The 24,342-nt window shown below is 60.1% G+C and carries 27 protein-coding genes and 1 pseudogene; 15 read left to right on the forward strand and 13 right to left on the reverse strand.

Annotated features, from left to right (window positions below; all coding sequences use genetic code 11):
* Nucleotides 1–39: 39 nt before the first annotated feature.
* From fliG to motA, 4 genes are all read right to left on the reverse strand, one after another.
* A complete protein-coding gene (fliG, locus tag MOV63_RS12965) occupies nt 40–1,092 on the reverse strand; it encodes a flagellar motor switch protein FliG (protein ID WP_038539700.1) in 1,053 nt (350 codons plus the stop codon).
* Nucleotides 1,093–1,120: 28 nt separating this feature from the next.
* On the reverse strand, nt 1,121–1,720 hold the full coding sequence (gene fliN, locus MOV63_RS12970; RefSeq protein ID WP_247034090.1) for a flagellar motor switch protein FliN: 600 nt from the start codon (nt 1,718–1,720) through the stop codon (nt 1,121–1,123).
* 73 nt (nt 1,721–1,793) lie between these two features.
* Complete coding sequence (locus tag MOV63_RS12975) at nt 1,794–2,744, reverse strand: FliM/FliN family flagellar motor switch protein (protein ID WP_038548690.1); 951 nt, start codon at nt 2,742–2,744, stop codon at nt 1,794–1,796.
* On the reverse strand, nt 2,744–3,613 hold the full coding sequence (gene motA / locus MOV63_RS12980; RefSeq protein ID WP_038539704.1) for a flagellar motor stator protein MotA: 870 nt from the start codon (nt 3,611–3,613) through the stop codon (nt 2,744–2,746). Before motA ends, MOV63_RS12975 begins: the two co-directional genes overlap by 1 nt.
* A 200-nt stretch (nt 3,614–3,813) precedes the next feature.
* Here motA and MOV63_RS12985 point away from each other — a divergent pair, with 200 nt between their 5' ends.
* From MOV63_RS12985 to MOV63_RS13045, 13 genes are read left to right on the forward strand one after another with little or no spacing between them, the layout of a single operon-like run.
* Nucleotides 3,814–4,593, forward strand: a complete 780-nt coding sequence (locus tag MOV63_RS12985; protein ID WP_247034091.1) for a DUF1217 domain-containing protein — start codon at nt 3,814–3,816, stop codon at nt 4,591–4,593.
* A gap of 1 nt (nt 4,594) precedes the next feature.
* On the forward strand, nt 4,595–5,332 hold the full coding sequence (gene flgF, locus MOV63_RS12990) for a flagellar basal-body rod protein FlgF (protein ID WP_038539710.1): 738 nt from the start codon (nt 4,595–4,597) through the stop codon (nt 5,330–5,332).
* A gap of 22 nt (nt 5,333–5,354) precedes the next feature.
* Nucleotides 5,355–6,752 (forward strand): flagellar protein export ATPase FliI, encoded by a 1,398-nt coding sequence (fliI, locus tag MOV63_RS12995; protein WP_247034092.1) that lies wholly within the window; start codon nt 5,355–5,357, stop codon nt 6,750–6,752.
* 7 nt (nt 6,753–6,759) lie between these two features.
* Nucleotides 6,760–7,332, forward strand: coding sequence for a hypothetical protein (locus MOV63_RS13000; RefSeq protein ID WP_038539713.1), 573 nt, complete (start codon nt 6,760–6,762; stop codon nt 7,330–7,332).
* A gap of 53 nt (nt 7,333–7,385) precedes the next feature.
* Nucleotides 7,386–7,772 (forward strand): flagellar basal body rod protein FlgB, encoded by a 387-nt coding sequence (gene flgB, locus MOV63_RS13005; protein WP_038539716.1) that lies wholly within the window; start codon nt 7,386–7,388, stop codon nt 7,770–7,772.
* A 4-nt stretch (nt 7,773–7,776) separates the two neighbouring features.
* Nucleotides 7,777–8,196: a flagellar basal body rod protein FlgC gene (gene flgC / locus MOV63_RS13010; protein WP_038539720.1), complete on the forward strand. Its 420-nt coding sequence runs from the start codon at nt 7,777–7,779 to the stop codon at nt 8,194–8,196.
* Complete coding sequence (locus MOV63_RS13015; RefSeq protein ID WP_038583646.1) at nt 8,193–8,531, forward strand: flagellar hook-basal body complex protein FliE; 339 nt, start codon at nt 8,193–8,195, stop codon at nt 8,529–8,531. The genes flgC and MOV63_RS13015 overlap by 4 nt, the downstream gene beginning before the upstream one ends.
* Nucleotides 8,532–8,548: 17 nt before the next feature.
* Nucleotides 8,549–9,337, forward strand: a complete 789-nt coding sequence (gene flgG / locus MOV63_RS13020; RefSeq protein WP_038539731.1) for a flagellar basal-body rod protein FlgG — start codon at nt 8,549–8,551, stop codon at nt 9,335–9,337.
* Between the two features lie 20 nt (nt 9,338–9,357).
* Nucleotides 9,358–9,840: a flagellar basal body P-ring formation chaperone FlgA gene (gene flgA, locus MOV63_RS13025; RefSeq protein ID WP_038539734.1), complete on the forward strand. Its 483-nt coding sequence runs from the start codon at nt 9,358–9,360 to the stop codon at nt 9,838–9,840.
* On the forward strand, nt 9,837–10,967 hold the full coding sequence (locus MOV63_RS13030; RefSeq protein ID WP_038539737.1) for a flagellar basal body P-ring protein FlgI: 1,131 nt from the start codon (nt 9,837–9,839) through the stop codon (nt 10,965–10,967). Before flgA ends, MOV63_RS13030 begins: the two co-directional genes overlap by 4 nt.
* On the forward strand, nt 10,964–11,524 hold the full coding sequence (locus tag MOV63_RS13035) for a MotE family protein (protein WP_051899640.1): 561 nt from the start codon (nt 10,964–10,966) through the stop codon (nt 11,522–11,524). Before MOV63_RS13030 ends, MOV63_RS13035 begins: the two co-directional genes overlap by 4 nt.
* Entirely contained in the window at nt 11,521–12,240 is a 720-nt protein-coding gene (gene flgH, locus MOV63_RS13040; RefSeq protein WP_038539740.1) for a flagellar basal body L-ring protein FlgH, read from the forward strand. The genes MOV63_RS13035 and flgH overlap by 4 nt, the downstream gene beginning before the upstream one ends.
* Before the next feature lie 42 nt (nt 12,241–12,282).
* Nucleotides 12,283–12,798, forward strand: a complete 516-nt coding sequence (locus MOV63_RS13045) for a flagellar basal body-associated FliL family protein (protein WP_247034093.1) — start codon at nt 12,283–12,285, stop codon at nt 12,796–12,798.
* A gap of 121 nt (nt 12,799–12,919) precedes the next feature.
* On the opposite strand, the gene MOV63_RS13050 is transcribed toward MOV63_RS13045, so the two are convergent.
* The 8 genes from MOV63_RS13050 to MOV63_RS13085 all read right to left on the reverse strand — a co-directional run bounded on the left by MOV63_RS13050 (nt 12,920) and on the right by MOV63_RS13085 (nt 20,542).
* The gene (locus MOV63_RS13050; protein ID WP_247034094.1) at nt 12,920–13,690 is read right to left on the reverse strand and encodes a cephalosporin hydroxylase family protein; all 771 of its coding nucleotides are present in this window, start codon (nt 13,688–13,690) and stop codon (nt 12,920–12,922) included.
* Nucleotides 13,683–14,744 carry a class I SAM-dependent methyltransferase gene (locus MOV63_RS13055; protein ID WP_247034096.1) on the reverse strand — a complete coding sequence of 354 codons (1,062 nt, stop codon included), beginning with the start codon at nt 14,742–14,744 and terminating at the stop codon, nt 13,683–13,685. Before MOV63_RS13055 ends, MOV63_RS13050 begins: the two co-directional genes overlap by 8 nt.
* A 4-nt stretch (nt 14,745–14,748) precedes the next feature.
* On the reverse strand, nt 14,749–15,675 hold the full coding sequence (locus MOV63_RS13060) for an NAD(P)-dependent oxidoreductase (RefSeq protein WP_247034098.1): 927 nt from the start codon (nt 15,673–15,675) through the stop codon (nt 14,749–14,751).
* On the reverse strand, nt 15,579–16,802 hold the full coding sequence (locus MOV63_RS13065) for a class I SAM-dependent methyltransferase (RefSeq protein ID WP_247034100.1): 1,224 nt from the start codon (nt 16,800–16,802) through the stop codon (nt 15,579–15,581). Before MOV63_RS13065 ends, MOV63_RS13060 begins: the two co-directional genes overlap by 97 nt.
* Nucleotides 16,799–17,359 (reverse strand): dTDP-4-dehydrorhamnose 3,5-epimerase family protein, encoded by a 561-nt coding sequence (locus MOV63_RS13070; protein WP_247034102.1) that lies wholly within the window; start codon nt 17,357–17,359, stop codon nt 16,799–16,801. The genes MOV63_RS13065 and MOV63_RS13070 overlap by 4 nt, the downstream gene beginning before the upstream one ends.
* Nucleotides 17,356–18,438: a CDP-glucose 4,6-dehydratase gene (gene rfbG / locus MOV63_RS13075; protein ID WP_247034105.1), complete on the reverse strand. Its 1,083-nt coding sequence runs from the start codon at nt 18,436–18,438 to the stop codon at nt 17,356–17,358. Before rfbG ends, MOV63_RS13070 begins: the two co-directional genes overlap by 4 nt.
* Nucleotides 18,420–19,193: a glucose-1-phosphate cytidylyltransferase gene (rfbF, locus tag MOV63_RS13080; RefSeq protein WP_038539757.1), complete on the reverse strand. Its 774-nt coding sequence runs from the start codon at nt 19,191–19,193 to the stop codon at nt 18,420–18,422. The genes rfbG and rfbF overlap by 19 nt, the downstream gene beginning before the upstream one ends.
* Nucleotides 19,194–19,294: 101 nt before the next feature.
* The gene (locus tag MOV63_RS13085; protein ID WP_247034106.1) at nt 19,295–20,542 is read right to left on the reverse strand and encodes a glycosyltransferase family 2 protein; all 1,248 of its coding nucleotides are present in this window, start codon (nt 20,540–20,542) and stop codon (nt 19,295–19,297) included.
* Between the two features lie 325 nt (nt 20,543–20,867).
* Here MOV63_RS13085 and fliP point away from each other — a divergent pair, with 325 nt between their 5' ends.
* Entirely contained in the window at nt 20,868–21,605 is a 738-nt protein-coding gene (gene fliP, locus MOV63_RS13090) for a flagellar type III secretion system pore protein FliP (RefSeq protein ID WP_038548705.1), read from the forward strand.
* Nucleotides 21,606–21,665: 60 nt separating this feature from the next.
* Here fliP and MOV63_RS13095 read toward each other — a convergent pair whose 3' ends face one another.
* Complete coding sequence (locus MOV63_RS13095; RefSeq protein ID WP_247034107.1) at nt 21,666–23,531, reverse strand: glycosyl transferase; 1,866 nt, start codon at nt 23,529–23,531, stop codon at nt 21,666–21,668.
* Between the two features lie 403 nt (nt 23,532–23,934).
* Between MOV63_RS13095 and MOV63_RS13100 the strand changes: the two are divergent.
* Nucleotides 23,935–24,342 (forward strand): annotated as a pseudogene (locus tag MOV63_RS13100) (flagellar hook associated protein); the annotation flags it as partial.

The raw sequence follows: 24,342 nt of genomic DNA on the forward strand, positions 1-24,342 counted from the left end.
TTCCCGCTCCGCTTCTTTTGTGGTGTCTCAATAGGCAGCTCAGGCGGCCTCGGCCGGCTTGTCGCCATCCTTCTTTTCTTCCTTGAGGAGGATTTGGCCGGAATTGGCGAGCCGGATCGCTTCCTGTGCGATCGCGCGGCGGGCAATCGCCACTTCGCGCGGATTGAGGTTCATGTTCTGGACCGCCAGATCGCTTTCGATCATGCGGCGCTGGCGCGGGCTGATCGCCGAGAGGACACATTCCTTGATCTCGTTGGTCGCACCGCGCAGCGCCATTGTGAGGATGTCGCCTGCGACGTCGTTGAGCAACATGACGCGGCTGCGCTGCGGCATGAACATGAGGTCTTCGAAGAGGAAGATCTTCGGACGGACCTTGTTGACGGACTCCTTGCTGATCGTCTCGAGGGAGCTGAGCAGGGTATCGACCTGGTTCTTGTCGAGCTCGTTCATAAGCTCGGCGACCTTGTTCGAGCCGTTGGAGTTGCGTTCGGCTTCGATTGCCGCAATCAGTTCCATTACCCGGTTCTCGATGATCTGGGCTGCCTTGGGGCTGACTTCCTTCATGTTGACGGCGCGGTTCATGATATCGGCGCGGCGGCTGTCGGGAAGCTGAAGCAGGACCTTCGCACCGAAGATCGACGGCATCTGCGAAAGAATGTAGGCGACGGTCTGAGGATGTTCACGCGACAGGAATTTGCCCACGAATGCCGGATCGGCATCCTGCAGGCGGTCCCAGATATTGGCTTGGTAATCGTCGAACGCGGTGCGGCGGCCGAGCAGGCCGTCAACTTCTTCCGGTGTCAGGCCCGCTTCGAGAATGCCCTCGATCGCTGCGGCATTGTCCATAAGGCCGGTGCCCTCGGTGAACAGGTCCTCGAACTCGTTGACGAGTTCGAGTAGTTCGTCCGGCGGGATCGCGCGCAGCGTCTGAGCACAGGCAATGATATTCTGCAGCTCGCTCTGGGTGAAATACTTGAGAAGCTTGCCAGCGACGCCCTTGCCCATAGCCAGGAGCACTGCCGCGGCCTTTTCGGCCTTGGACAACGGTTTCGTAGATAAGGCGCTGCCACCGAAATCCTCAAAGTCCATCATGGTCTTCCTTTTCTGTCCCAAACAGGGATCAGGTTCTTCTCGTGCTCAGTACTTCCGTCAGTCTCACACCGAAGCGCGTGTCGTCATTTTCCAGCACGGTGATCTCACCCTTGCCGATGCGGCGTCCGTTGACCACGATCTCAACCGGCTCGCCGATCTTCTTGTCGAGCGCGATCGTCGCACCCTCTTCGAGCGTCATCAGGCCCGAGACCTGCATGCGGCTGGTTCCGAGCACGATCTCGACGTCGATCGGGATATCCATGATCAGGTCGAGATTGGCATTGAGCGCGCTGCCCGGCTCCTGATAGGCGGCGCTGCTGGATGTCGAGCTGCCGAAATCGTTGCCGCCGAAGCTTTTTGCACCGCCAAGGCCAGCGCTACCGCCGCCGAAGCTTCCGCCGCCGAACGTATCGGCCTGGGCTTCGAAGCCGCCTCCGAACGATGGGGCGTCGGACGAAAAGTCGCTGGTTGCGGATGCGCCGAAATCAGCATCGAAGCCAGGCACGCCGCCGTCGGCGTCCGTCTTCAAGACGCCGCGCAGATCGTCGATAGCCTGATCCAGATCGACATCATTGCCGAGGGGCATCAGTGAATCGTCATCGGTGAGAGGTGTCTTCTTCGTAGCCATGCGGTGATTATTCCCGTTGAAACTTGCGTCAGCCTGCCTTTGCGAAAACGCCGGCGGCAGGCTCGCCGCGGATCTAGCCTATCAGGTGTTGGAGAATCTCGTCGTCCGTGCTGATGTTATCCTTTACGCGGACTGTATACCGCTCGCCGGACCGCCCGAATTCGCAAGAATACATATCCCGGCCATTGGCACTGACCTGAACCTGGACATCGCGCTTGTCCTGGAAAGCAATCACGTCGCCGGCGGCCAGCCGCGAGATCGTCCCGAGTGTCAGCTTCTGCAGCCGGATACGGGCCTCGAGGGTCACATGCGAACGGCGGACCTGGTCATTCATGCGGTCCGTCCATTCTTGCTTGGCCTTGACTTGAGCCTTCGCCCGCGGAGCGGTGACTTTGGTCTTCAGGAAGGCACGTTGAGGGATGACCAGGGCAAATTCGGACATGACCGAGCCGAGCTCGAATGCCATGCGGATGGAGACCCCGAATTCCGGGCGTGCCAGATCATCCGATTTCGGCCTGTCCTCGGCGTTATGGGGTCGTTCAAGGTTTGCTTCGAACCCTCCCTGCGAATTGACGCCGGAGCGCAGCACGTTGGCGATCCGCTCGAAAACCATCGCTGCGAGGTCGAGCTCGATATCCGAGAGCGGACGTTCGATCGGCTGCATGATCGTGTCGGCTGCCGAGCCCAGCATCAATTCCATGAGCGCGATCACGAAGCTGTTGCCGCAACCGAGCACGAAATTCGGGGACCAGTTGCGCAAGGATCCGTCAGAAAGCGCAAACCCATCGCCCAGATCGGCGATGAGGTCGGTCATCAGGCCGGACGTGCAGCTCACATACGAGACGCCGATCCGGATGCCCGTTTCGCTGTGGAAGACGTCTGGCAGGAATTCCGCGTAGAGTTGCGCGAATTCGCTGCTGATCTTCTCGACGGTTTTCTTGTCGCCGAGACCCCCGGTCAGTTTTGCGAGGAGCGCCAGGTCCATGCCCGACGCCGGTGATTGGTTTGCTTGGTTCGACGTCATCATGCCGCCTTTTCTCCACCAGGATTCATCATTTCCTGCTCGACCGAGTCGATCGAGGGCCGTTCTTTGTTGGAAATAGTCTTACGTCCGTATTCGAGCGCAACCTGCGGCACGGAGCCGTTCATGTAGGCAAGCAGGGTCTGCTTGACGATGATGTACAGGCGGTGCTGCTTGGTGCGGACGATCTTGATCTGCGAGGTCAGCGGGTTGCAGACCGAATAGGACAGGAAGATGCCGAGCATGGTGCCGACGAGAGCCGCACCGATGAGGCCACCGAGAACTTCCGGCGATTCGTTGATCTTGCCCATCGCCTTGATAACCCCGAGAACGGCGGCGACGATACCGATGGCCGGGAAGGAGTCCCCCATCGCGGTGATCGCGTGATAAGGCTTCATCTTGTCGGAGAACATCGTGTTGAGTTCTTCGTCCATCAGCGCCTCGATCTCGTGGGAGCGGGCGTTGCCGATGATGATGAGGCGCACGTAGTCGCAGATGAAGGCGGTCAGTTCCTTGTTCTTCAGGACCGTCGGAGCAGTCTGGAAGATCGGCGATTCATCCGGGTTGTCGATATGGGCTTCGATTTCGTTGCGCGACTTGGTTCTGAGGTCGCGCATCAGCGAATAGAGCACGCCGAGAACGTCGAGGTAGTTGCGCTCCTTCGGTACGGCATTCTTGAAGGCTTCTCCAAGCGCCTTGCCGCTATCCTTCACCACCTTCATCGGGTTGGCCATGATGAAGCCGCCAAGACCGGCGCCGCCGATGATCATCAGCTCGAAAGGCTGGATGAGAACGTTGATATGGCCACCCATGGCCATGAAGCCGCCGAGAATACAGCCAACGGTGATGACAAAGCCGATAATAATATTCATCGCGTACCTGTGCCCGATCGTTTTCGTTTGTCTTGGGGATAAGGCTTCTGGCTTGCGTGAGGCTGGCTGTGAAGACGCTAATAAAAGCGGGTGCCGAACAGTTTCGCACAAGTCTTCGGGGCTAGTTCTGCCTACGATCGGACCGGATTGCCGGCTCCGCAGCGACGTTCGCCGCTTCCGCGGACTTAGGTAGAGCTACCGTGATCACGACTTACACCAGCTACGCAATGATCAGTCGCGACATGTCGAAGTCGCTGGAGCGTGTCGCCGAAAAGCCGGAAGTTGCGCGCGAGACCGAATACTATCTTTCCAAGATCGGCAGCATCAAGAACATCGACGACTTCATGGCCGATACGCGTCTCTATAACTACGCGCTGAAGGCACACGGTCTCGAGGATATGGGCTACGCCAAGGCATTGATCCGCAAGGTCCTGACGGAAGGCACCGACAACAAGGCCGATTTCGCCAACCAGCTGTCCGACAGCCGTTATGCGCAACTGGTCGAATCCCTGAATTTCGCAGCTTTCGGTGCGACCGCCACGTCGTTCGACAAGGCCCAGAAAGGCGTCGTCGACAAGTTCCAGCGCCAGACGCTGGAAGAGGATGCCGGTGCCGACAATATGGGCGTTCGGCTGGCTCTCTATTTTGAGCGCACTGCGCCGACGATCAAGTCCGGCATGGAAGTCCTGGCCGACGACGCGCTTTCGGAAGTCATGCGCACCGCGCTTGGCATGCCGGATGAGATGATTGGTGCCGACCTCGATCGTCAGGCCAAGTACATCGAAGACATGGTCAAGATCGAGGATTTCCAGAATCCGACCAAGGTCAACAAGTTCCTCGAGCGGTTCACCGCCATGTGGGAGATCAGCAATCCCACCGACACTTATGACCCGCTCGCCGTCTTCAATTCCCCCGCGTCGAGCGGGATTTCAACAGATCTTCTGATCTCGATCAACAATCTGAAACTCGGAGGCAAATGATATGCAGTCCGGACTTTACGTCGGCATCTCTTCCCAGATCGCGCTTGAGCGTCGCTTGAACACGATCGCCGACAACATGGCCAACATGAACACGGTCGGCTTCCGCTCCACGGAGGTCAAGTTCGACGAGGTTCTGAGTAAGACCCAGAACGATATCGGCGCAAAGGTCGCGTTCGTCACCCAGGGCAACGACTACCTGTCGACACGTACGGGTGAAATGCAGCGCACGGGCAACCCGCTCGACTTTGCCATCAAGGGCGACGCCTGGTTCGCGATCGACACGCCTGCCGGCAAGGTATTGACCCGTGACGGCCGTTTCACGATGGATGAGCTCGGCCAGCTCCGCTCGATCCGCGGTTATGCGGTCCTCGATGCAGGCGGAGCGCCGATCCAGCTCAACCGTGACGGCGGTCCTCCGACCGTCGGCTCCGACGGCATCATTCGTCAGAACGAACAACCGGTGGCCAGCCTCGGTCTGTTCACGGCTGATGTCACCAAGGGCTTCGTGCGCCACGATAACTCCGGCGTCATCACCGTCGACACCCCGCAGCCGGTTCTCGAGGGCATCAAGAATTCCGTCGTCCAGGGTTATATCGAAGGGGCCAACGTCAACGGCATCAGCGAGATGACCCAGCTCATCCAGGTCAATCGCGCTTTTGAAAGCATTTCGTCGCTGATGCGCGACAGCGAGACTTCGCTGGACGCCGCGATCAAGACGCTCGGTGGTTCCAACGCTTAAACGATAGGAAAGAGGGCCCACCATGATGGAAGCGGCTATCCTCGATGCAGTCAACGGCGGCAAGCTGGGCCAGCTTGCCGGGCTCTCGGCGCGTTACGCCGATCCGGCCTTCTCCGTCGCCCACGGTGGTCATGTCAGGACCATCGCTGCAGGACATTATACGGTCGCGGGCTTGTCGAAACATGTGCGGCTCGGCGAATTCGTCGCCCATCGCAGCGCGACCGGCATCCATCTCGGCGAAGTGGTTCGGGTCGAGCCGGACATCATCTATGTCTGCCCCATCGAACCCGGCGAGCCGATCGGCATCGGCGATACCGTCATTCGCAAGGGCGCCTTTCGTGTCGCGCCCGACGAGAGCTGGTGCGGGCGCACGATCAATTCGCTCGGCGAGCCGATCGACGGCAAGGGGCCGATCGCGCGCGGCCTTCATCCCCGTTCGATCGCCAATACGGCGCCACCGTCCATGACGCGCAGCCGCGTTGAAAAGGGTTTCAGGACCGGCGTCCGGGCAATCGACATCTTCTCGCCGCTCTGCCTCGGCCAGCGTCTCGGCATTTTCGCCGGCTCCGGCGTCGGCAAATCCACGCTTCTGTCGATGCTCGCCAGAGCCGACGCGTTCGACAAGGTGGTAATCGCGCTGGTCGGCGAACGCGGCCGTGAGGTGCGCGAATTCATCGAGGATACGCTCGGCGAGCACATGTCGAAGTCAATCGCAATCGTCGCGACCAGCGACGAAAGCCCGATGCTCCGCAAGATGGCGCCATTGGTGGCGATCACCGTCGCCGAACATTTCCGCGACCAGGGCGACAACGTCCTGTTCATCGCCGACAGCGTTACACGTTTTGCCCATGCGATCCGCGAGGTCGCTGTCGCGGCCGGAGAACCGCCGATCGCACGTGGGTATCCTGCATCCGTCTTCACCGAACTGCCGCGTCTGCTTGAACGTGCCGGCCCGGGCGTCGAGGGCACGGGCACGATCACCGCGATCATCTCGATCCTGGTCGACGGCGACAACCACAACGATCCGATCGCCGACTCGACCCGCGGCATTCTCGACGGTCACATCGTTCTCGACCGTTCGCTTGCCGAAGAGGGCCGTTATCCGCCGATCAATCCGCTCGCCTCGATCTCGCGTCTTGCCCGCAAGGCCTGGACCGAGGATCAGGAAAAGCTGGTCTCGCGCCTGAAATCACTGGTGCACCGCTACGAAGAAACCCGCGATCTGCGCCTGATCGGCGGTTATCGCGCTGGCAGCGATCCGGATCTCGACATGGCGATCAAGCAGGTGCCGGTCATCTACGAAGTCCTGAAGCAGACGCCGGGAGAAAAGCCGACGCTTGATGCCTACGCGGACCTGGCCAATGCGCTCCGGGCGGCGGCGGGGCAGGGCAATCCGCAGTCGGCCATAGCAAGAAGGTGATTATTCGATGAGCGACAAGAACAATCAGGACGCGGCGGCTCAATCGAAGTCGGAGGAGGCACAGTCGCGACTGGGGGATAAGATCCTCGTCGCGACGGGCATCACGCTGGCCGCCGCCTCCGCCTTCTTTCCCTGGTACGTCTTCTTGAATGCCGACAAGTTCGGCATCCGCACGGAAGCACTCGGCCGCACCCGCGATCTGCCTCCCGGCGTCGCTCGCTCGGTCGTCACCGTATCGCCTCTCGCCATGACCGACAGTTCGAAGGACGACTGGCCGAAGCCCGTCGAGCCGACAGACGCCCTGACCACCGCCACCACCTCGTCGCTCGGCGAGACCCGCAACACCGGTAGTGTCCGGGAAGAGCAACCCTTTCCGGGCAAAGGCAATTTCCGGCTGCTTCATGTCGCCAACGGCCGCGCGCTCATCGAAGACGGTTCCGGGATGTACATGGTCCGGGTAGGCTCGATCCTGCCCAACAACAGCAGGCTCGCCACGCTCGAACAACGGGACGGCAAGTGGGTAATCATTACTTCGAGCGGAGAAGTTTATCGTGACACGGGCGTCAGCGCGCGCCCGTAAGTCCGACGCAAGCTTACTGGCATAGTCTCCAGACAGAAGATGGAGACAACCCTATGCAACCGATTCAATTGTTCGAAATGGCATCCCGGCAGGCCGATTGGCTCTCGGTGCGTCAGGAAGTTGTTGCGGGCAATATCGCGAATGCCAACACGCCGAAGTTCAAGGCGAAGGATATCACGCCTTTCAACTCGGTGCTGGACCGCACGCATGTTCCGATGGCTCGCACCAATCCGGGCCATTTCGCGAGCAACGACCTCAGCGATGAGATCGACATCAAGCCATCGGAACTGAACGACGAAATCGGCGTCCAGGAATCCGGCAATACCGTCTCGCTGGCCGACGAGCTGACGAAGACGGGCGAAATCAAACGCCAATACGAATTGAGCACAGGACTAGTGAAATCGTTTCACAGCATGATGCTGACGTTAGTGAAGAGGTAAGCAAATGGATCCGCTTTCAGCCTCCTTGAAGATCGCTGGATCGGGAATGGAGGCGCAGTCGACACGTCTGCGCATCGTTTCCGAAAACATTGCCAACGCCCGCTCTACCGGCGACACGCCCGGCGCGGACCCCTATCGCCGCAAGACGATTACCTTCGGCTCCGAGCTCGACAGGGCGAGCGGCGTAGACGTGGTGCAGGTGAAGAAGCTCGGCAACGACAGCTCGAAGTTCATCGAGGAGTATGATCCGGACCATCCGGCGGCCGACGCGAAGGGCATGGTCAAGCTGCCCAACGTCAACATGCTGATCGAAATGGCCGACATGCGTGAAGCCAATCGCTCCTATGACGCGAACATCCAGACCATCAAACAGACGCGCGAACTGATCGCTGCGACGATTGACCTTCTGAAGGCCGGACAATGATCGATAAAATTCAAAATGTTAGTTCTCTGTCGCTGTCGAACGGCATCGACGAGGTCGGTTCCACAAACAGCTCCGTGCTCGCCGGCGGCATCGCAACGACGCCCGGCCAGAACACCGGAATGGATTTCGGCAGCGTCATGGCCAACATGGCGACGGACACGATGAACAGCCTGAAGGGCGCGGAATCGATGTCGTTCAAGGCCATCCAGGGCAAGGCCAACACCCGTGAAGTCGTAGATGCGGTCCTTGAAGCGCAGCAGTCGCTCCAGACCGCCATGGCGCTGCGCGACAAGATCGTGTCCGCCTATCTCGAAGTCACGAAAATGCAGATCTAGAGTTTGAGGACGAAGACATGAGAGCGCTTTCCGTCGCAGCAACGGGCATGGATGCCCAGCAGACCAATCTCGAAGTCATCGCGAACAATATCGCGAACATCAACACGACAGGTTACAAGCGCGCCCGCGCCGAGTTTTCCGATCTGCTCTATCAGAGCGAGCGTGCCCAGGGCGTGCCGAACCGGGCCAACCAGGCGATCGTGCCGGAAGGTGCCAATATCGGCCTCGGCGTTCAGACGTCCGCCGTGCGCAACATCCATACGCAGGGTGAACTGACCCACACCGAGAACGATCTCGACGTCGCGATCGTCGGACGCGGCTGGTATCAGATCCAGACGCCGGATGGCCAGACGCTCTATAGCCGCGCCGGCGCCTTCAACAAGAATGCCCAGGGCCAGCTGGTCACGATCGACGGCTATGCGGTCGTGCCGAACATCACCTTCCCGGCGGATGTCAGCGAAACGCAGATCACCCGCACCGGCCAGGTCATGGTCCGCGTTGGCAAATCTGCGGATTTCACCGAAATCGGCCAGCTCACCACGGCCAACTTCGTCAACGAAGCCGGCCTGCAGCCGCTCGGTGACAACCTGTTTGCGCAGACCGCCGCATCCGGCGAGCCGATCGTCGCAGCCCCCGAGGATCCGGGCTTTGGTTACCTGAAGCAGGGCTATCTGGAAAGTTCCAACGTCGACGCCGTCCGCGAGATTACCGATCTGATCTCCGCCCAGCGCGCCTACGAAATGAACTCCAAGGTCATCACCACTGCCGATGAGATGGCTACGATCGTCAGCAAGAACCTGAAATAATAAACAGGAGACGGGCAGACATGAAGTTTCGCCGGAAAAATGCGATTGGCGCCAGGCTGGCCTTGCGGCTCCTGGCAGCTCTTCTCGCCGCAACGGGCTCGCCGGTCCTGGCCGGCATGGGGACGGCCGTCGTGCCGACCCAGACGATCTATCCCGGCGAAGAGATCACCGAGGGCAAGGTCGAAGAAGTCCAGGTGACCAATCCGAATCTGGCCGGCGACTATGCCCGCAAGACCAGGGAAGTCGTGGGCATGGTGGCAAAGCGCACGCTGCTGGCCGGGCGTACCGTTCCGGTCTCGGCGCTTCGCGAAGCCTTCGCGGTCACCCGCGGCAAGGCGGTTCGCCTGACCTTCACCATCGGCAGCATGACGATTTCGGCCTCCGGCTCGCCGCTTGAGAATGCGGCAGTGGGGGACGTCATTCGCGCACGCAACATCGATTCAGGTGTCACGGTCAGCGGCACCGTCATGGCTGATGGGACAATCCAGGTGATGGCGAAATGAGAACCCGTTTCTTCCTCGCGACGCTCGCCGTGATCGTCTCCCTGCTGGGAAGCGCGCCGGCGTCCGCCGATGGGCCCTACATCGTCTCCGCCCGCATCAAGGATATCGCGTCCCTGCAGGCAGGCCGCGACAACCAGCTGATCGGCTACGGCCTCGTCGTCGGCCTCCAGGGCACGGGCGACAGCCTGCGCTCGTCTCCCTTCACCGACCAGTCCATGAAAGCGATGCTGCAGAACCTCGGCATCTCGACCCAGGGCAGCCAGTCCAATGCCAAGAACGTCGCGGCCGTCATGGTCACGGCCAACCTGCCTCCCTTTGCCAGCCCCGGCAGCCGCATCGACGTCACCACCAGCTCGCTCGGCGACGCGACCTCGCTGCGCGGCGGCACGCTGGTGATGACCTCGCTTTCCGGCGCCGACGGTCAGATCTATGCCGTGGCCCAGGGCGCCCTGGTCGTATCCGGTTTTTCGGCCCAGGGTCAGGCGGCGACGCTGACCGAAGGCGTAACGACTGCGGCCCGGGTGCCGAACGGTGCAATTATCGAGCGCGAGCTGCCGTCCAAGTTCAAGGATTCGGTGAACCTCGTCCTGCAGCTCCGCAATCCGGATTTCTCGACCGCGGTGCGCGTCTCGGACATCGTCAACAGTTTCGCGGCACGCCGTTACGGTGGTCCGATCGCCGAGCCCCGCGATAGCCAGGAAGTGGTGATCGAGAAGCCGAAGAGCGCCGATCTGACGCGGCTGATGGCCGAGATCGAAAATCTCGTGGTTGAAACCGATACGCCGGCCAAGGTTGTCGTCAACGAACGGACCGGGACGATCGTCATCGGTGCGGATGTGAAGATCTCGCGTGTCGCGGTCAGCTACGGTACACTCACGGTGCAGGTTACCGAGACCCCGCAGGTGATCCAGCCAGAACCGTTCTCGCGCGGCGAGACGGCGGTTCAGCCCCAGACGGACATCATGGCGATGAAGAACGGCGGCCAGGTCGCGCTCCTCAACGGTCCGGATCTCAGGACTCTGGTCGCCGGCCTCAACAGCATCGGCGTCAAGCCGGACGGCATCATCGCCATCCTGCAAGGCATCAAGTCCGCCGGTGCCCTTCAAGCGGAGCTCGTCCTGCAATGACCGAGACCCTGTTCACCATTTCCATATCGAAGAAGCTGGCGCGTCGGGTGCTTGCCGCCGCTGCTGTCCTGACGCTGGTTTCCCAGGTCGGAGCGCAGCAGCCGGCTCCGGTCAACGAAGCGTCGACCAGCGACGAAATCCAGAAGTTCTGCACCAATATCGCCGATGCCGCGCGGGACCAGCGTTATCTCCTGCAGAAGCAGGAGCTTGAAAAACTGCAGGCGGACGTCGACGACCGCATCAAGGCCCTCCAGGATCGGACCACTGAATATCAGGACTGGTTGAAGCGCCGCAACGACTTCCTGGCGCGTGCCCAGGCCGGCCTGGTCGACATCTTCAAGACGATGAAGCCGGATGCGGCCGCGCCGCAGCTGGGAGAAATGAACATGGAGGTCGCGGCCGCGATCATCATGCAGCTTCCGGCCCGTCAATCGGCCCTTTTCCTCGCGGAAATGGATCCGCATAAGGCCGGCATGATCTCGACGATCATCTCTAGCGCTTCCGACCCGCATACGTCGAAAGCACGCGCTCCCAATGTTCCGAAAGTACCCTCATGACGAAACGCATTCCCGCAATCCTCGCCGTTCTCCTTCTGGCCGGTTGTTCCAGCCAGACGATCAAGGAAATCGGCAATGCGCCGGCGATGAGCCCGATCGGCAGCGGCCTGCAATATGCGCAGGCGCCGCAGATGTCGTCCTATCCGAAGCAGCCGCGGCAGATGGCCAGCGGCTATTCGCTGTGGAGCGACAACCAGGCCGCGCTTTTCAAGGATTCGCGTGCCCTCAATGTCGGCGACATCCTGACCGTCGACATCAAGATCAACGACAAGGCGTCGTTCGACAACCAGACGGAACGCAACCGTAAGAATTCGACCAGCCTGACCTGGGGCGCTAGCTTGAGCAATCTGTTCGGCTGGACGCCCAAGGCAGGGACGACCGGCGATCTGGGCACGGATTCGAATACGGACACGCAGGGCAAGGGAACGATCAAGCGTGCCGAAAGCCTGAAGCTGCTCGTGGCTGCCGTCGTCACCGGGATTCTCGAAAACGGTAATCTCCTGATCAGCGGATCACAGGAAGTGCGCGTCAACCACGAAATCCGCATCCTCAACGTTGCCGGTATCGTCCGGCCGCAGGATGTCGATTCCACCAATATCATTTCTTATGACAAGATTGCCGAGGCCCGCATTTCCTATGGCGGTCGCGGCCGCCTGATGGAAGTCCAGCAGCCTCCGGTCGGTCAGCAGGTCGTCGATCTGTTCTCGCCCTTCTGACGGACCCGGGCGAAGGTCTCTTGATGTGAAGGTTTGAAGATCATGGCGGATGAAGCACAGGCGGCCGACGCTAAGAAAAAGAAGAATGGCACCATCATGGTCATTGCGGGCGTCGCGGTCCTGACCGTGATCGGCGCCGGTGGCGGCTGGGTCGTCGGCGGCATGATCGCGCCGAAGGATCCGAACGCGCAGGCGCATCAGGCCGAACCCGCGGCCGGCGAACACGGCGAAGCCGGCAAGAAGGAAGAGGGCCTTCCCCATATCTCAACCCAGGCCAACGGCGTCGTTCTCCTCGAGCCGATCACCACCAATCTCGCCTATCCGTCCGAAAACTGGATCCGGCTCGAAGTGGCGCTTTCGTTCAAGGGGCCGCCGGAACTGGCACTCGCGGAAAATATCCATCAGGATATTCTCGCCTATATGCGCACGGTCTCGCTGCAGCAGATCGAGGGGCCGCGGGGCTTCCAGTATCTCAAGGACGACATTAAGGAGCGCGTCGATCTTCGCTCGCAGGGCAAGGTCGCCAAGGTGATGTTCCGCTCCTTCGTGATCGAATAGCGGCAGACTTCAAATACAATGCATGAAAAAAGCGGCCGCAAATGGCCGCTTTTTTGTTTGATCGAATCGCTACGCGGTCGGGACGCTCCTTTCAGCTCTGCCGGAAGGAGCGTCCTTTCGTTTAGCGGACCCGCTTCAGGAAGCCGTCCGGGGCGACGGTAATCAGCAGCTTGTTCTCGACCGACTTGTCGATCTCGAATTCCGGATGCGTCTTCAGATATTCGAAGACGGCCGTTTTCGGATTGTCGCCCGGTCCCCACGGACGATCGCCGGCCAGTTCCTTTGGCAGATCCTCGACGACGGTGTCGAACACGACGCAATAGCTGCCGACGCTGGTGAGCGGGGCATAGAGCTTGAGTTCCTCGAGAACGTGCTCGTGCGTATGGTTGCTGTCGAGGCTGATCAGGACGCGCGAATAACCGGCAGCGACCTTGCGGACCTGATCCATGATCTCGGGCGCGATGCTGGAGCCTTGGATCATTTCGATCCGCGACGCCATCGGGTGGGCCTCGATCGCGTCCTTGTTATGGGGGCGGATGTCGATGTCGATGCCGAGAACCTTGCGCTTCGGCTTGGCCGGATCGACGACTTCGCCCTTTTCCGCCGCTTCCGACAGTTCCAGCAGCGCCAGCATCGAGGCGCTGAGGATGAGGGAGCCGCCATGGGCGATGCCGGTCTCGATGATCAGGTCGGGCTTCACGGTCCAGATCAGTTCCTGCATGGCGACCATATCCTGCGGATACTGGATGATCGGTCGGCCGAGCCAGAAATAGTTGTAGGAATATTGCGAGGCGATCGACGTGCGCATGAACTGCGCGGCGCTGTCGGCAAGTTCCTTGTTTCCAGGGACGGCAGCGACGCGGGCTTCAACTTCCTTGGTGAAATCACTCATTGTCGATCCCCACATAGATATAGGCGTTGTGAGACAGCATTCGAATTTCCTCGAGATAATTGGAGTTCATGACGTAGATGGTCGAGCCGTGGGGAAGCTTCGCCAGGGCCTGGTCCGGCGATTGCACCATCAGGCCGGTCGCCGGCAGGAATTTGCCCTGTTTGGCGGGATTGATGTCGATGACCATGTCGACCGGCTGCCCCTGACGGGATTTCAACAGCGAGAAGGTCACCCCCTTCGACGCGCCGCCCCAGATCGCCGAACTGTCGCCCGCGGCAATTCGGTCGCCGAGCGTGCGGGTGAAGTCGGCGGGAAACGCGACGCGATCGGTTTCTTCACGCACCGGCGGCCGCAACGAGTCCAGCTCGGCCACCACATAAAGGTACTGCCCGCCGAAAACCCGACCGCTTTCGATGACATTGCCGAAGATCCGATGGAAATCGGACAGCCGGAAGTAATTGACGTGCTCGTAGAACACGTCGAACCAGGCGCGGTGTTCCATGATCCAGTCGAAGCAGGGCACTTCGATATAGATGCGGCCCTTGCCGCCGTTCGCCTTGCAGAGTTCGACGAGGAAATCATACGGGCTCTGGATATGCTCCAGCACGTGGCGAAGGATCAGCCCCTCGCCTTGGACGTCGACGCCAGCCTCGAAATAGTGTCGTTTCACGCGCGGGTTCGTGCCCTCGTAGGTGGGGTCGAAACCGGTGAGGTCGAAGCCTTTTTCGAGCAGCATTTCGAGGAAGAGGCCCTTGCCGCAGCCAACCTCCACCAGGTTTTCGCGGCCCATCGTCCGCTCGACGATGCCGGCCACCATTTCCAGATGCTGGTGGAAATGCCGGCTGACACCCTGTTCGTTGTTGTAATTGCCGTCGTAGTCCATGAGCTTGGGGTCGAATGCATCGTTGTAGACGAGGCCCGTTTTCATGTCCTGCACCAGGCGGATATCGCCCTTGGCGCAGGCTTTCGCTTCCGCCGCCGTGGGATAAACGCGGTTCTGGAAGGTCGGCAACTGCGGCTGTTCGTAAAGCAGCAGGGTATCTTTCGTCGTCATGTCATCACCTCGTTAATCCTACAACGCAGGGAGGATCCACCAGATTGTCGGGGCGGGCGCCGAATCGCAGGAGATCGCGTCGACCATACTCGTCGGCCAACCGCTCGGCTATCTGCCGCACGGTCACCGGAATTCCGGAACAGATGTTGGCTGCTCCGGTTCTGTCGCCAAGTCCGATATCGGCGATCTGCCTTCCGGCTTCCCGAACGTCCAGGAAGTCGCGGATCTGGTTGCCGCTGGTCAAATCCACCGGTTTGCCTGCGGCGAGCTGGGCGCGAAGGTAGGGAAACAGCCGTCGCTCGTCTTCACCTTCGCCGAAAAGATAAAAGAGCCGGCACCAGGCAAAGCTGATCCGGTGTAGCGGCAGCCATTGCGACAGGGCCATAAATACTGCGGCTTTCGCGCCGGCATAGGGGCTGATCGGGCGCAGCGGCGTGTCGGTGGCGAGCATGCCCACCGAGACGTCATATTCGAAACACGTGCCCACGCCGACGAACCGTTTGACGCCGGCGATTGCCGCGCCCTGCGCCATCCGCAACGTGCCTTCGAGGCAGACGATGTTTTCTGGTGACTGCAAATATTTGCCGGGTTCGGCGTACCAGGCGACATGTGTGACCGTATCGACGCCGTCTAGGGCCTTCGCCCACCACTCGACCGGCTCGCGGAACAGGTCCGGCGTCCGCACGATGCTCTCGACGGCGGAGAGATCGCCAAGCCGGCTTTCCGCTGTTCCTTCGCGTAAAATCACCCGGACGCGCGCACCGGATTCTGTCAGCGCCCGCAGCACCTGCCGGCCGACAAAACCTGTTCCTCCGGTGAGCAGGACGAGTGGCGTCATATGATCTTCAATTCCGGAACGGCGGTTACGAACCTGGTGCCCTGATCGGCAAGCGAAGCCAGCTGCTGACGGACCTCGGTCGCGATGTTCCAAGGCAGGATCATCACATAGTCCGGCCGGCGCGCGACGATCTCGTCCGGATGCAGGATGGGGATATGGCTGCCCGGCATGAACTTGTTCTGCTTGGCGGCTGCGGCATCGCAGACATAGGGGAGGAGATCCGGCTTGACGCCGGCAAAATTCAGAAGCGTGTTGCCCTTGGCTGCGGCGCCATAGGCTGCGACCGTCTTGTCCTCGCGCTTGGCGTCCAGCAGGAAAGCGAGCGCGTCGTTCTTGACCTTTTCGGCTTTAACCTGGAAGTCGGCATAGGTGGCCGCTGTCTGAAGACCGCGGCGCTGTTCTTCGCCGAGAAGTGCGGTAACCGCCTCCGTCGTCCGGCGCGAATCACCCGCATGGCATCCGTAGACGCGCAGGCTGCCGCCATGGGTCGGCAATTCCTCGACGTCGAAGACGCGCAGGCCCGCCGCGTCGAAAATCTTTCCGACCGTGAAGAGGGAAAGATAGGAGAAGTGCTCGTGATAGACCGTATCGAACTGATTGTGCTCGATGAGCCGCATCACATGCGGAAATTCGAGCGTCACCGTGCCGCCGGCTTTCAGCACCGCCTTCAGGCCGCGCGTGAAATCGTTGATGTCGGGCACATGGGCATAGACATTGTTGCCGAGGATGAGATCAGCACTCTTGCCTTCGTCGGTCAACGTCTTGCCGAGTGCCTCTCCAAAGAACTCCCGTCGGACCGGGATGCCAAGCGCTTCGGCGGCTTCCGCCGTGCTTGCCGTCGGTTCGACGCCGAGGCAGGGAATGCCAGCCTTGACGAAGTTCTTGAGCAGATAGCCGTCGTTCGACGCGACCTCGATGACCATGCTGTCCCGACCGAGACCGAGACGAGAGGTGATCATCTCGACATAACGTGCTGCATGGGCGAGCCAGCTCGTCGAGGCGCTGGAGAAATAGGCATATTCGGCACTGAAGAGTGATTCGGCCGAGGCATAATCCTCGGTCTGGACCAGCCAGCATTCCTCGCAGACCTGTAGCCTCAAGGGAAAATAGACTTCCGGCTTGGCCAGATCCTCGGCGGTCAGATACGCGTTGGATGGCGGCGCGAAGCCGAGGTCCAGGAAATCGCAGCGAAGTGTGGTCCCGCAGTGGCGGCAGTTCATAGCGTCAGTCCCGTGAATTGTGATGTCAGGAAGGAATGGCCGCGATCACGATCCGACATTTCGGTGATCTCCAGCGGCCAACTGATGTCGAGTGCGGGGTCCTGGGAGTTCAAGGCACCCTCCGAACCGGACGCATAGGGCATCGAATGGAAATAGAGGAGCTCACAGTCGTCGGTCAGCGCCTGGAAGCCGTGCGCAAACCCTTCCGGGATCAGCAGCGATCGGCGGTTCTCGGAGGAAAGCTCCTGGGCATGCCATTTCAGGAAGGTCGGAGAATCCTGTCTGAGATCCACCGCAACGTCGAAGACCGCGCCGCGCAGGCAATTGACCAGTTTCATCTCGGCATGGGGAGGGCGTTGGAAATGCATGCCGCGCACGGTGCCTTGGCGGGCCGTCATCGTTAGGTTGATCTGGGCGATCGGCTTTGCCCAGCCCGCCGGCGCCAGTTCGTCTGCGCAGAACATGCGCGACAGGAAGCCGCGCGAATCACCGAGATTTTGACGTTCGACGAGCTTCAGGCCGGCAAGCGGCAGATCGGTGACGGTGAAGCGGCTCAAGGGCGTGCCTCGTATTCGTCGATCTCGGCTTCGCAAAGGGCGCGGGCGTCGGCGCCGTCATTCTGCGCACGATACCATCTCATCGTCCGGTCGACAGCCTCCGCCAGCGACCAGCGCGGTTCGATGCCCAGCATATGCCGCGCCTTGGCCGTTTCCAAGGCAAGCCAGCCCGCTTCGTGCGGCCCTTCGGTGCCGTCGCCATATTCCACATCGCCACGGCCGTAGGAAGCGCGGGCGATCTCGATCACCTGGCGCACCGGTGCGGCTTCATGGGTGATCGGGCCGAAATTGAAGGCATCGCCAATCGCGGGATCGCTCCACAGACGTTCGGCAAGCACGAGATAGGCCGAGAGCGGTTCGAGCACGTGCTGCCACGGGCGCTTGGCTTCCGGCCGCCTGACGCTGAGGGTATTGCCGGACTGCCAGGCGCGCACCGCGTCCGGCAGCAGACGGTCGGCCGACCAGTCACCGCCGCCGATCACATTGCCGGCCCGGGCGCTGGCAACCGCCACGCCTTTTTCGCGCAGAAACGAATCGCGGTAGCTCGCAATGATAATCTCGGATGCGGCCTTGCTGGCGCTGTAGGGATCGTGCCCGCCGAGATGGTCCGTCTCCCGGTAAGGGAAGGCATGTTCGAGGTTGCGGTAGACCTTGTCCGTGGTGATCGCGACGACCACGCGCGCAGACGGCACCGACCTGACCGCCTCCAGCAGATTGGCGGTTCCGAGCACGTTGGTCGCGAACGTGCCGAGCGGATCCTGGTAGCTTGGGCGCACCAAGGCCTGAGCACCGAGATGCATGACGATGTCGGGGGAGGCGGAGCGCACCAGTTCGGTGAGCCTGGCGGCATCGCGGATATCCTGGAAATGACTTTCCCTGAGATCGGGCCGCGCGAGCGCAAAGAGGCTGGGATGCGTTTCGGGCGGCAGGGCAATGCCGGTGACTTCGGCACCGAGGCGACCGAGCCAGATGGAGAGCCAGGCTCCCTTGAAGCCTGTATGCCCTGTCAAAAGGACGCGTTTACCTTCCCAGAAACCGCGGCTCGGCTGGGCTCCTCCGCTCACGGCCAGATTTTCCATGGCGCTTTTCCGGAAGCCCAGAGGTCTTCGAGCAGGTTCTTTTCGCGCAGCGTGTCCATCGGCTGCCAGAAACCTTCGTGCTCGTAGGCCATCAGTTCACCCATCGTGGCAAGGTCCGCCATCGGCGCGGATTCCCACGGAATGTTGTCGCCCTCGATGAGGTCGATGCATTTCGGCGAAAGCACGAAGAAACCGCCGTTGATCATGCCGCCATCGCCACGCGGCTTTTCCACGAAGCCGGTGACCTGGTTGCCGGAGCGTTCGAGCGCGCCGTAGCGGCCCGGCGGATGGACGGCGGTAACCGTCGCGTTCCTGCCGTGCGAACGATGGAACTTGACGAGCTCGGTGATATTCACGTCGCTCAGACCGTCGCCATAGGTGAAGCAGAAGCTTTCCTCGTTGCGCAGGTATTCGGAAACGCGCTTCAGGCGGCCGCCGGTCATCGTCGCTTCGCCGGTATCGATCAGCGTTACCTTCCAGGGCTCGGCGGTGCGGCGATGGACCTGCTTTTCGTTATAGGCCATGTCGAAGGTGACGTCCGACATATGCAGGAAGTAATTCGCAAAATACTCCTTGATGACGTAGCCCTTGTATCCGCAGCAGATGATGAACTCGTTCACGCCATGGGCGGAATAGAGTTTCATGATGTGCCAGAGGATCGGCCGTCCACCGATCTCGATCATCGGCTTCGGCTTGAGATGCGTCTCCTCGGAGATACGGGTTCCCAATCCACCGGCGAGAATTACAGCTTTCAATTCCGTCTCTCCGTAACTGACGCGCTATCCATTGAAACGACGATCGTCACTAAGCCATGCGAGTGAGGCTTTCAAGCGATCGGGCTAAACGCCTTCGTCCGTTAGAGCAGAATGGTCTTGATCAGATCGTCCTGGCTGAACACGAGATTCGGCAGATAGCCCATTTCCACGAAACGGTCGCGCTCTTCCGGCAGGTGCACGAGGACCGCCGTATTATCAAGTTGCTGCGGCGTGGGGGCGGTCGGCTCGTCGATCATCTGCAGCCGCAACGGGAAATCGACCCTGAAAAGCCGTTCCTTGATGGTGTCGATGTCATGAAACCCGTGGATGACGAGATTTTCGATACCGGCGGTGACGCTCACCTGCCACACGAGGATCTGCAGCGCCGTTGCCAGCAATCCGCCATCCTTGAAGGACTGAACCTCCGGATGTTCGTCAAAGCCTCCGAAGACCATTCTCGTATAGACTTCATACGCCTTCACGTATTCGCGCATGCCGACGAGCAGTCGCATCGAGACGGCCATTCGCTGCAGCGTGAAGTTTCTGCAAAGATGCTCCTGGGTCGCGCGCTCGTCGGGCGAAGTACCCACCTTGCCGCGTTTGGATGCGAAATAGAGGAAATATTCCAGACCGCCGCGGTATTGGTCCCATCCCGTTGCCGCGATCTGAGCGCCTCCCTGAACGCGATCCCGTTCGACGCCGGATACGATGACCTGGCGATAGAAGGGCGTCTTGCGGAAAGCGATGTCGCCCTGGTCCAGGAAGTGGGCAAGCATGGGGAAGGGGTAGAAGCAGATATCTCTCGGAACCCAAGCGGCCCGGAAAGCGCTGCTGCGATAGATGCCGATCTCAGGGAAGATGTGGCCCCTGAACATATAGTTGAAGACTTCGGCGAAGCTTTTCTGCGGGAAGACCTTGTCCTCGTTGACCGTGTAGAACAGCCCGCCCTCTACCTCGTTGATGCCGTCATACATCGCCCATGGTGCATGGCAGACCGTGATGTTCGGGTTTTCGTCGAGATAGGCAACGATATTGGCGACTTCCTGCGGGATCAGGCGATCGTCGTCCGCGAGATAGAGCATGTATTCGCCACGCCCCAGCCTGAGCGCGCTGTTCATGTTGGGGATCATCCCGACATTCTGCGCACCCCTGACGTAGCGGATCGGCATCCCCCGCTCGATGAACTCCTTGGCGACCGCACCAGTATTGTCCGTTGAGGCGTTGTCGGAAATGACGATTTCATACGGGAAATCGAAGCGGAAATCGCGATGGCACCGTTCCAGGCAATCGTGCAGGTGTTTTTCACGGTTGTAGGTCGGAATGCAGATGCTGAGTTTAATGGAAGACACCGAATTTCCTCGATCTGATTTACTCGAACAAGCCCTTCCGGCTCGCCGCAGACGATTGACGTTCCGAAGCACCGGTGACTTGCCGAAGTGAGGAGCCTCACATTGCTGTTGGGCCTCTTTGCGGCTTTGAGCCATTCATAAGCTCACGCTATTCAACCAGACTTGCGCCAAGCTGAATGAAGGCCGCGTTCGGAAACCCAGACCTTGTCGTTTGGTCAGGCTGATGCGGCTTTCTGTGCACGAGCTTCGGGATGCGGCCTTGAGGTGTTGACCTGCGTTGGTCGGGATGACTATCGAAGGTGACGCAAAGGACCTTCGTGATCGCATGATTCGGCTGATCTTCCTGTTCGTCGCTCTGATCGCGGCACCCGGGCTCGCGCTCGCCCAGCAATCGCCCGCGGATCTTCTCAATCTGCCGGTCGATGGTTCCGCAGCCGCGTGGATCATCCGAACCTTCGGGTTGTTGACGGTTCTTTCCGTCGCCCCCGGCATTCTGATCATGGTCACGAGCTTTCCGCGGTTCGTGATCGCCTTTTCGATCCTGCGCTCCGGCATGGGTCTGTCGACCGCGCCGTCGAACATGATATTGGTCTCGATGGCGCTGTTCATGACGTTTTATGTGATGTCGCCCACCTTCGACAGGGCCTGGAACGAGGGCGTCCAGCCGCTTCTTCAGAACAGGGTCACGGAGGCTGAGGCGGTTCAGCGGATCGCGGAACCGTTCCGGGTTTTCATGTCGGCCAATACGCGCGACAAGGATCTGCAGCTTTTCGTCGAAATCGCCCGGGAACGAAACCAGTCGGTCGGCACGCCGCAGGCGATCGACTACCGCGTCCTCGTCCCCGCCTTCATGCTCTCGGAAATCAGGCGCGGTTTCGAGATCGGCTTCCTGATCATCCTGCCGTTTCTGGTCATCGATATGATCGTCGCGGCAATCACCATGGCGATGGGCATGATGATGCTGCCGCCGACGTCGATCTCGCTGCCCTTCAAGATCCTTTTCTTTGTCCTGATCGATGGCTGGAATCTGCTGGTCGGCAGTCTGGTTCGTTCCTTCAATTAACTGACAGCAGAGCTGCGGAAATGGAAACGGCGGGGGATCCCCGCCGTTTCCATCCGCATATCAATTCTTGCGTGCGCTGAAGGGGCCTTCCCGCGGCGGGAGGGCCGGAACGCTGAAGTGGTCGGGCTTGATCTTGGCCTTCGCCTTCTCGGCCATCATCGTGTAGGCGGTTTCAAGATGCCGGCAATACCGTTCGGCGTCGAACAGCGGGTGCGTGAAGCGGTTTGCCTCGAGCCGTTTCCGGACCTCTTTGAGCTCCTCGCGGTTGTTGTAGTAATGGACCGCGCGGCGAACGAAATCATCCTGATCCTCGGCGACCATTTCCGGCAGGCCGAGCGCATTCAGCAGGCTTTCGCTGACCCGGGATGCAAAATTCTTGCCCTTGTGGGTCAGCATCGGAAGTCCGGCCCACAGCTTTTCGGAGGTCGTCGTATGGCCGTTATACGGATAGGTGTCGAGACCGAGATCCGTCAGGCCGATACGGTTGATATAGGCCGCATAGTTGTTGACGCGATCGCCGAACATCAGGCGGCTCTCGGGGATTCCCGCTTCCGCAAAGGCCTTGATCAGGTTCTTTCGAGCACCGAACCGTTCGCGGCAGATCAGGAACAGATAGCTCTCCGGCGTTTCCTTGAGGACGCGGACCCAGAGGTCGATGGTTGCTGGCGTGAATTTCCAGTGGCTGTGGAAACACGAGAAGATGAAGGCGTCCTGCGGCATGTCGCAGAGTGCCCGATCGATCGGCTGCGGCATCGGGCGGTGGACCGCTTCGTTCGGGAAGAACGTCTCGGGCATCCAGCAGATCTTCTCGTAATAATGCGGGAAGGAGCTTTCCGGCACCACCGTGCTGTCTGCGATGAGATAGTCGATATCCACGTTGACGACAGTGCCCGGATAGCCGAGCCAGGTCGCATGTACGGGCGCAGCTGGCCGGTTCATCACGAATACCCTGTTTTCTGCGGTGTGCCCCTGCAGGTCGACCAGGATGTCGATGTTTTCGGCCTTGATAGCCTCGGCGGCTTCGTCGTCCGTCATGTTGCGAACCCTGATGACCCTGCCCCATTCCTCGCGGATGGCGTTGTTGTCGTTACGCAGGCGTTCGGGAGGGGCGTTGCAGAAGAGGGTGATTTCGAAACGGCTTCTGTCGTGCGATTCCAGTACGCCGCGCAGCGCCTTCATGACGGCGTGTTCCGTCCAAAGGTCGGCCGAGAGATAGCCTATGCGCAGTTTGCTGCCCCAGCGATGCGGCATGTTGTGCCTTTTCGAGGCGGCGTTTTTGGGCTTTCTCTCGCCCATTCTGGAGCCCGCGATGGCGTTCGTCTTTTCATCGTCGCACCAGCGCAGATTGAAGAGAGATACTTCGTCTGCGATCGCTTCGAATTCGCCCCGGGCAATTTCCTCTAGCTGGATCGGCTCGTATTTCCGCAGCACATCGTAGTCGAGGCTGTCCCGCATCGCCGAAAGGTAGAAATTTCGCACGATGCGGTCTTCGGGATCTCTTTCAAAGATCTCGAGAATGCACTTGTTCTCTTCGTCGCTGCGTTCCTGAAGCTTGATCGAGCGGGCAGCAAGGTGCCGGTGTGTCGGTTCGTCGCTTCTTGCAAGCGTATCGCGAAATGCTTGGGCGCCGTCCAATTCCTGGCGCATGAGAGCGCCGGACATCAGAACTGCCATATCGGGATCGGCGATCGCCTCTTTGAGAATGCGTGCGCCGAGACGAAGGACGCTGATGTCGTCGTTATTGGAGAAATGAAGCCGCATGGCTTCGCGCAGATATTTGAGCTTATGGGGAGATTCCATGCCCCCGGCAAGTTGGAACGCCTGGGCTGCCTCGGTCTTCATCTTGAGCTTCAACAGAGTTGCGCCCAGGAGTGCGTAGTGCCTCGGATCCTTGTGAACATCCAGCAGCTTGTTCAGGATGCCCAATACATCGTGATATTCTTTTTTGTCGAAGTGATTTTGCGCTGCGACGTATTGCCGTTGTATCTTCAGGGGTTTCAAGGCTTCCCGCTCCAGTAAAGTTGTGCCGGCGTCCCGGCAAATCGGCTTCACCGCGCATCGTGGCAAGCCAAGCTTGCATGAAGCCGACCTCGCAGAAGCGGAATTTTCATCAATCTTTCGTTAATCATATCGGTCGAACGCCTTTTAGTTCCCCTCGTTGTTTAAAGAACTTAGAAAGGAAATGCTGCGAGATTTGCCTCACACGACGGGTTTGGTGTTCCTTCAGATTGAAGAGACCGAGTTGGCATGATGCCGGACCGAAGTGCCGGTAAAATATACAGTCCGGTATGTCCCCCTCCAGGTATTTCGTTCAAAGGGACAATCAACTATGGCTAGCATTCTCACCAACGTGTCGGCGATGGCCGCGCTTCAGACGCTGCGCGGCATCAGCAACGACATGGAATCCACGCAGAGCCGAGTTTCCTCGGGCCTGCGCGTCGGCTCTGCTTCCGACAACGCTGCCTATTGGTCGATCGCGACCACCATGCGGTCCGACAAGGGCTCGCTCTCCACGGTCCAGGACGCCCTCGGCCTCGGCGCTGCCAAGGTCGATACCGCCTATTCCGCCATGGAATCGGCAATCGACGTCGTCAAGGAAATCAAGAACAAGCTGGTTGCCGCCGCTGAACCGGGCGTCGACAAGTCCAAGGTCCAGGAAGAAATCACCCAGCTGCAGAGCCAGCTGAAGAGCATCGCTTCCTCCGCTTCGTTCTCCGGTGAAAACTGGCTGCAGGCC

It is taken from the genome of Neorhizobium sp. SHOUNA12A, from assembly GCF_023006505.1.
Classification (GTDB): domain Bacteria; phylum Pseudomonadota; class Alphaproteobacteria; order Rhizobiales; family Rhizobiaceae; genus Neorhizobium.

Bases quoted from the DNA above. Each gene is read 5' to 3' on its own strand.
- fliG (WP_038539700.1), bottom strand. From the start codon at position 1,092: ATGATGGACTTTGAGGATTTCGGTGGCAGCGCCTTATCTACGAAACCG.
- fliN (WP_247034090.1), bottom strand. From the start codon at position 1,720: ATGGCTACGAAGAAGACACCTCTCACCGATGACGATTCACTGATGCCC.
- MOV63_RS12975 (WP_038548690.1), bottom strand. From the start codon at position 2,744: ATGACGTCGAACCAAGCAAACCAATCACCGGCGTCGGGCATGGACCTG.
- motA (WP_038539704.1), bottom strand. From the start codon at position 3,613: ATGAATATTATTATCGGCTTTGTCATCACCGTTGGCTGTATTCTCGGC.
- flgF (WP_038539710.1), top strand. From the start codon at position 4,595: ATGCAGTCCGGACTTTACGTCGGCATCTCTTCCCAGATCGCGCTTGAG.
- fliI (WP_247034092.1), top strand. From the start codon at position 5,355: ATGATGGAAGCGGCTATCCTCGATGCAGTCAACGGCGGCAAGCTGGGC.
- MOV63_RS13000 (WP_038539713.1), top strand. From the start codon at position 6,760: ATGAGCGACAAGAACAATCAGGACGCGGCGGCTCAATCGAAGTCGGAG.
- flgB (WP_038539716.1), top strand. From the start codon at position 7,386: ATGCAACCGATTCAATTGTTCGAAATGGCATCCCGGCAGGCCGATTGG.
- flgC (WP_038539720.1), top strand. From the start codon at position 7,777: ATGGATCCGCTTTCAGCCTCCTTGAAGATCGCTGGATCGGGAATGGAG.
- MOV63_RS13015 (WP_038583646.1), top strand. From the start codon at position 8,193: ATGATCGATAAAATTCAAAATGTTAGTTCTCTGTCGCTGTCGAACGGC.
- flgG (WP_038539731.1), top strand. From the start codon at position 8,549: ATGAGAGCGCTTTCCGTCGCAGCAACGGGCATGGATGCCCAGCAGACC.
- flgA (WP_038539734.1), top strand. From the start codon at position 9,358: ATGAAGTTTCGCCGGAAAAATGCGATTGGCGCCAGGCTGGCCTTGCGG.
- MOV63_RS13030 (WP_038539737.1), top strand. From the start codon at position 9,837: ATGAGAACCCGTTTCTTCCTCGCGACGCTCGCCGTGATCGTCTCCCTG.
- MOV63_RS13035 (WP_051899640.1), top strand. From the start codon at position 10,964: ATGACCGAGACCCTGTTCACCATTTCCATATCGAAGAAGCTGGCGCGT.
- flgH (WP_038539740.1), top strand. From the start codon at position 11,521: ATGACGAAACGCATTCCCGCAATCCTCGCCGTTCTCCTTCTGGCCGGT.
- MOV63_RS13045 (WP_247034093.1), top strand. From the start codon at position 12,283: ATGGCGGATGAAGCACAGGCGGCCGACGCTAAGAAAAAGAAGAATGGC.
- MOV63_RS13050 (WP_247034094.1), bottom strand. From the start codon at position 13,690: ATGAGTGATTTCACCAAGGAAGTTGAAGCCCGCGTCGCTGCCGTCCCT.
- MOV63_RS13055 (WP_247034096.1), bottom strand. From the start codon at position 14,744: ATGACGACGAAAGATACCCTGCTGCTTTACGAACAGCCGCAGTTGCCG.
- MOV63_RS13065 (WP_247034100.1), bottom strand. From the start codon at position 16,802: ATGAACTGCCGCCACTGCGGGACCACACTTCGCTGCGATTTCCTGGAC.
- rfbG (WP_247034105.1), bottom strand. From the start codon at position 18,438: ATGGAAAATCTGGCCGTGAGCGGAGGAGCCCAGCCGAGCCGCGGTTTC.
- fliP (WP_038548705.1), top strand. From the start codon at position 20,868: ATGATTCGGCTGATCTTCCTGTTCGTCGCTCTGATCGCGGCACCCGGG.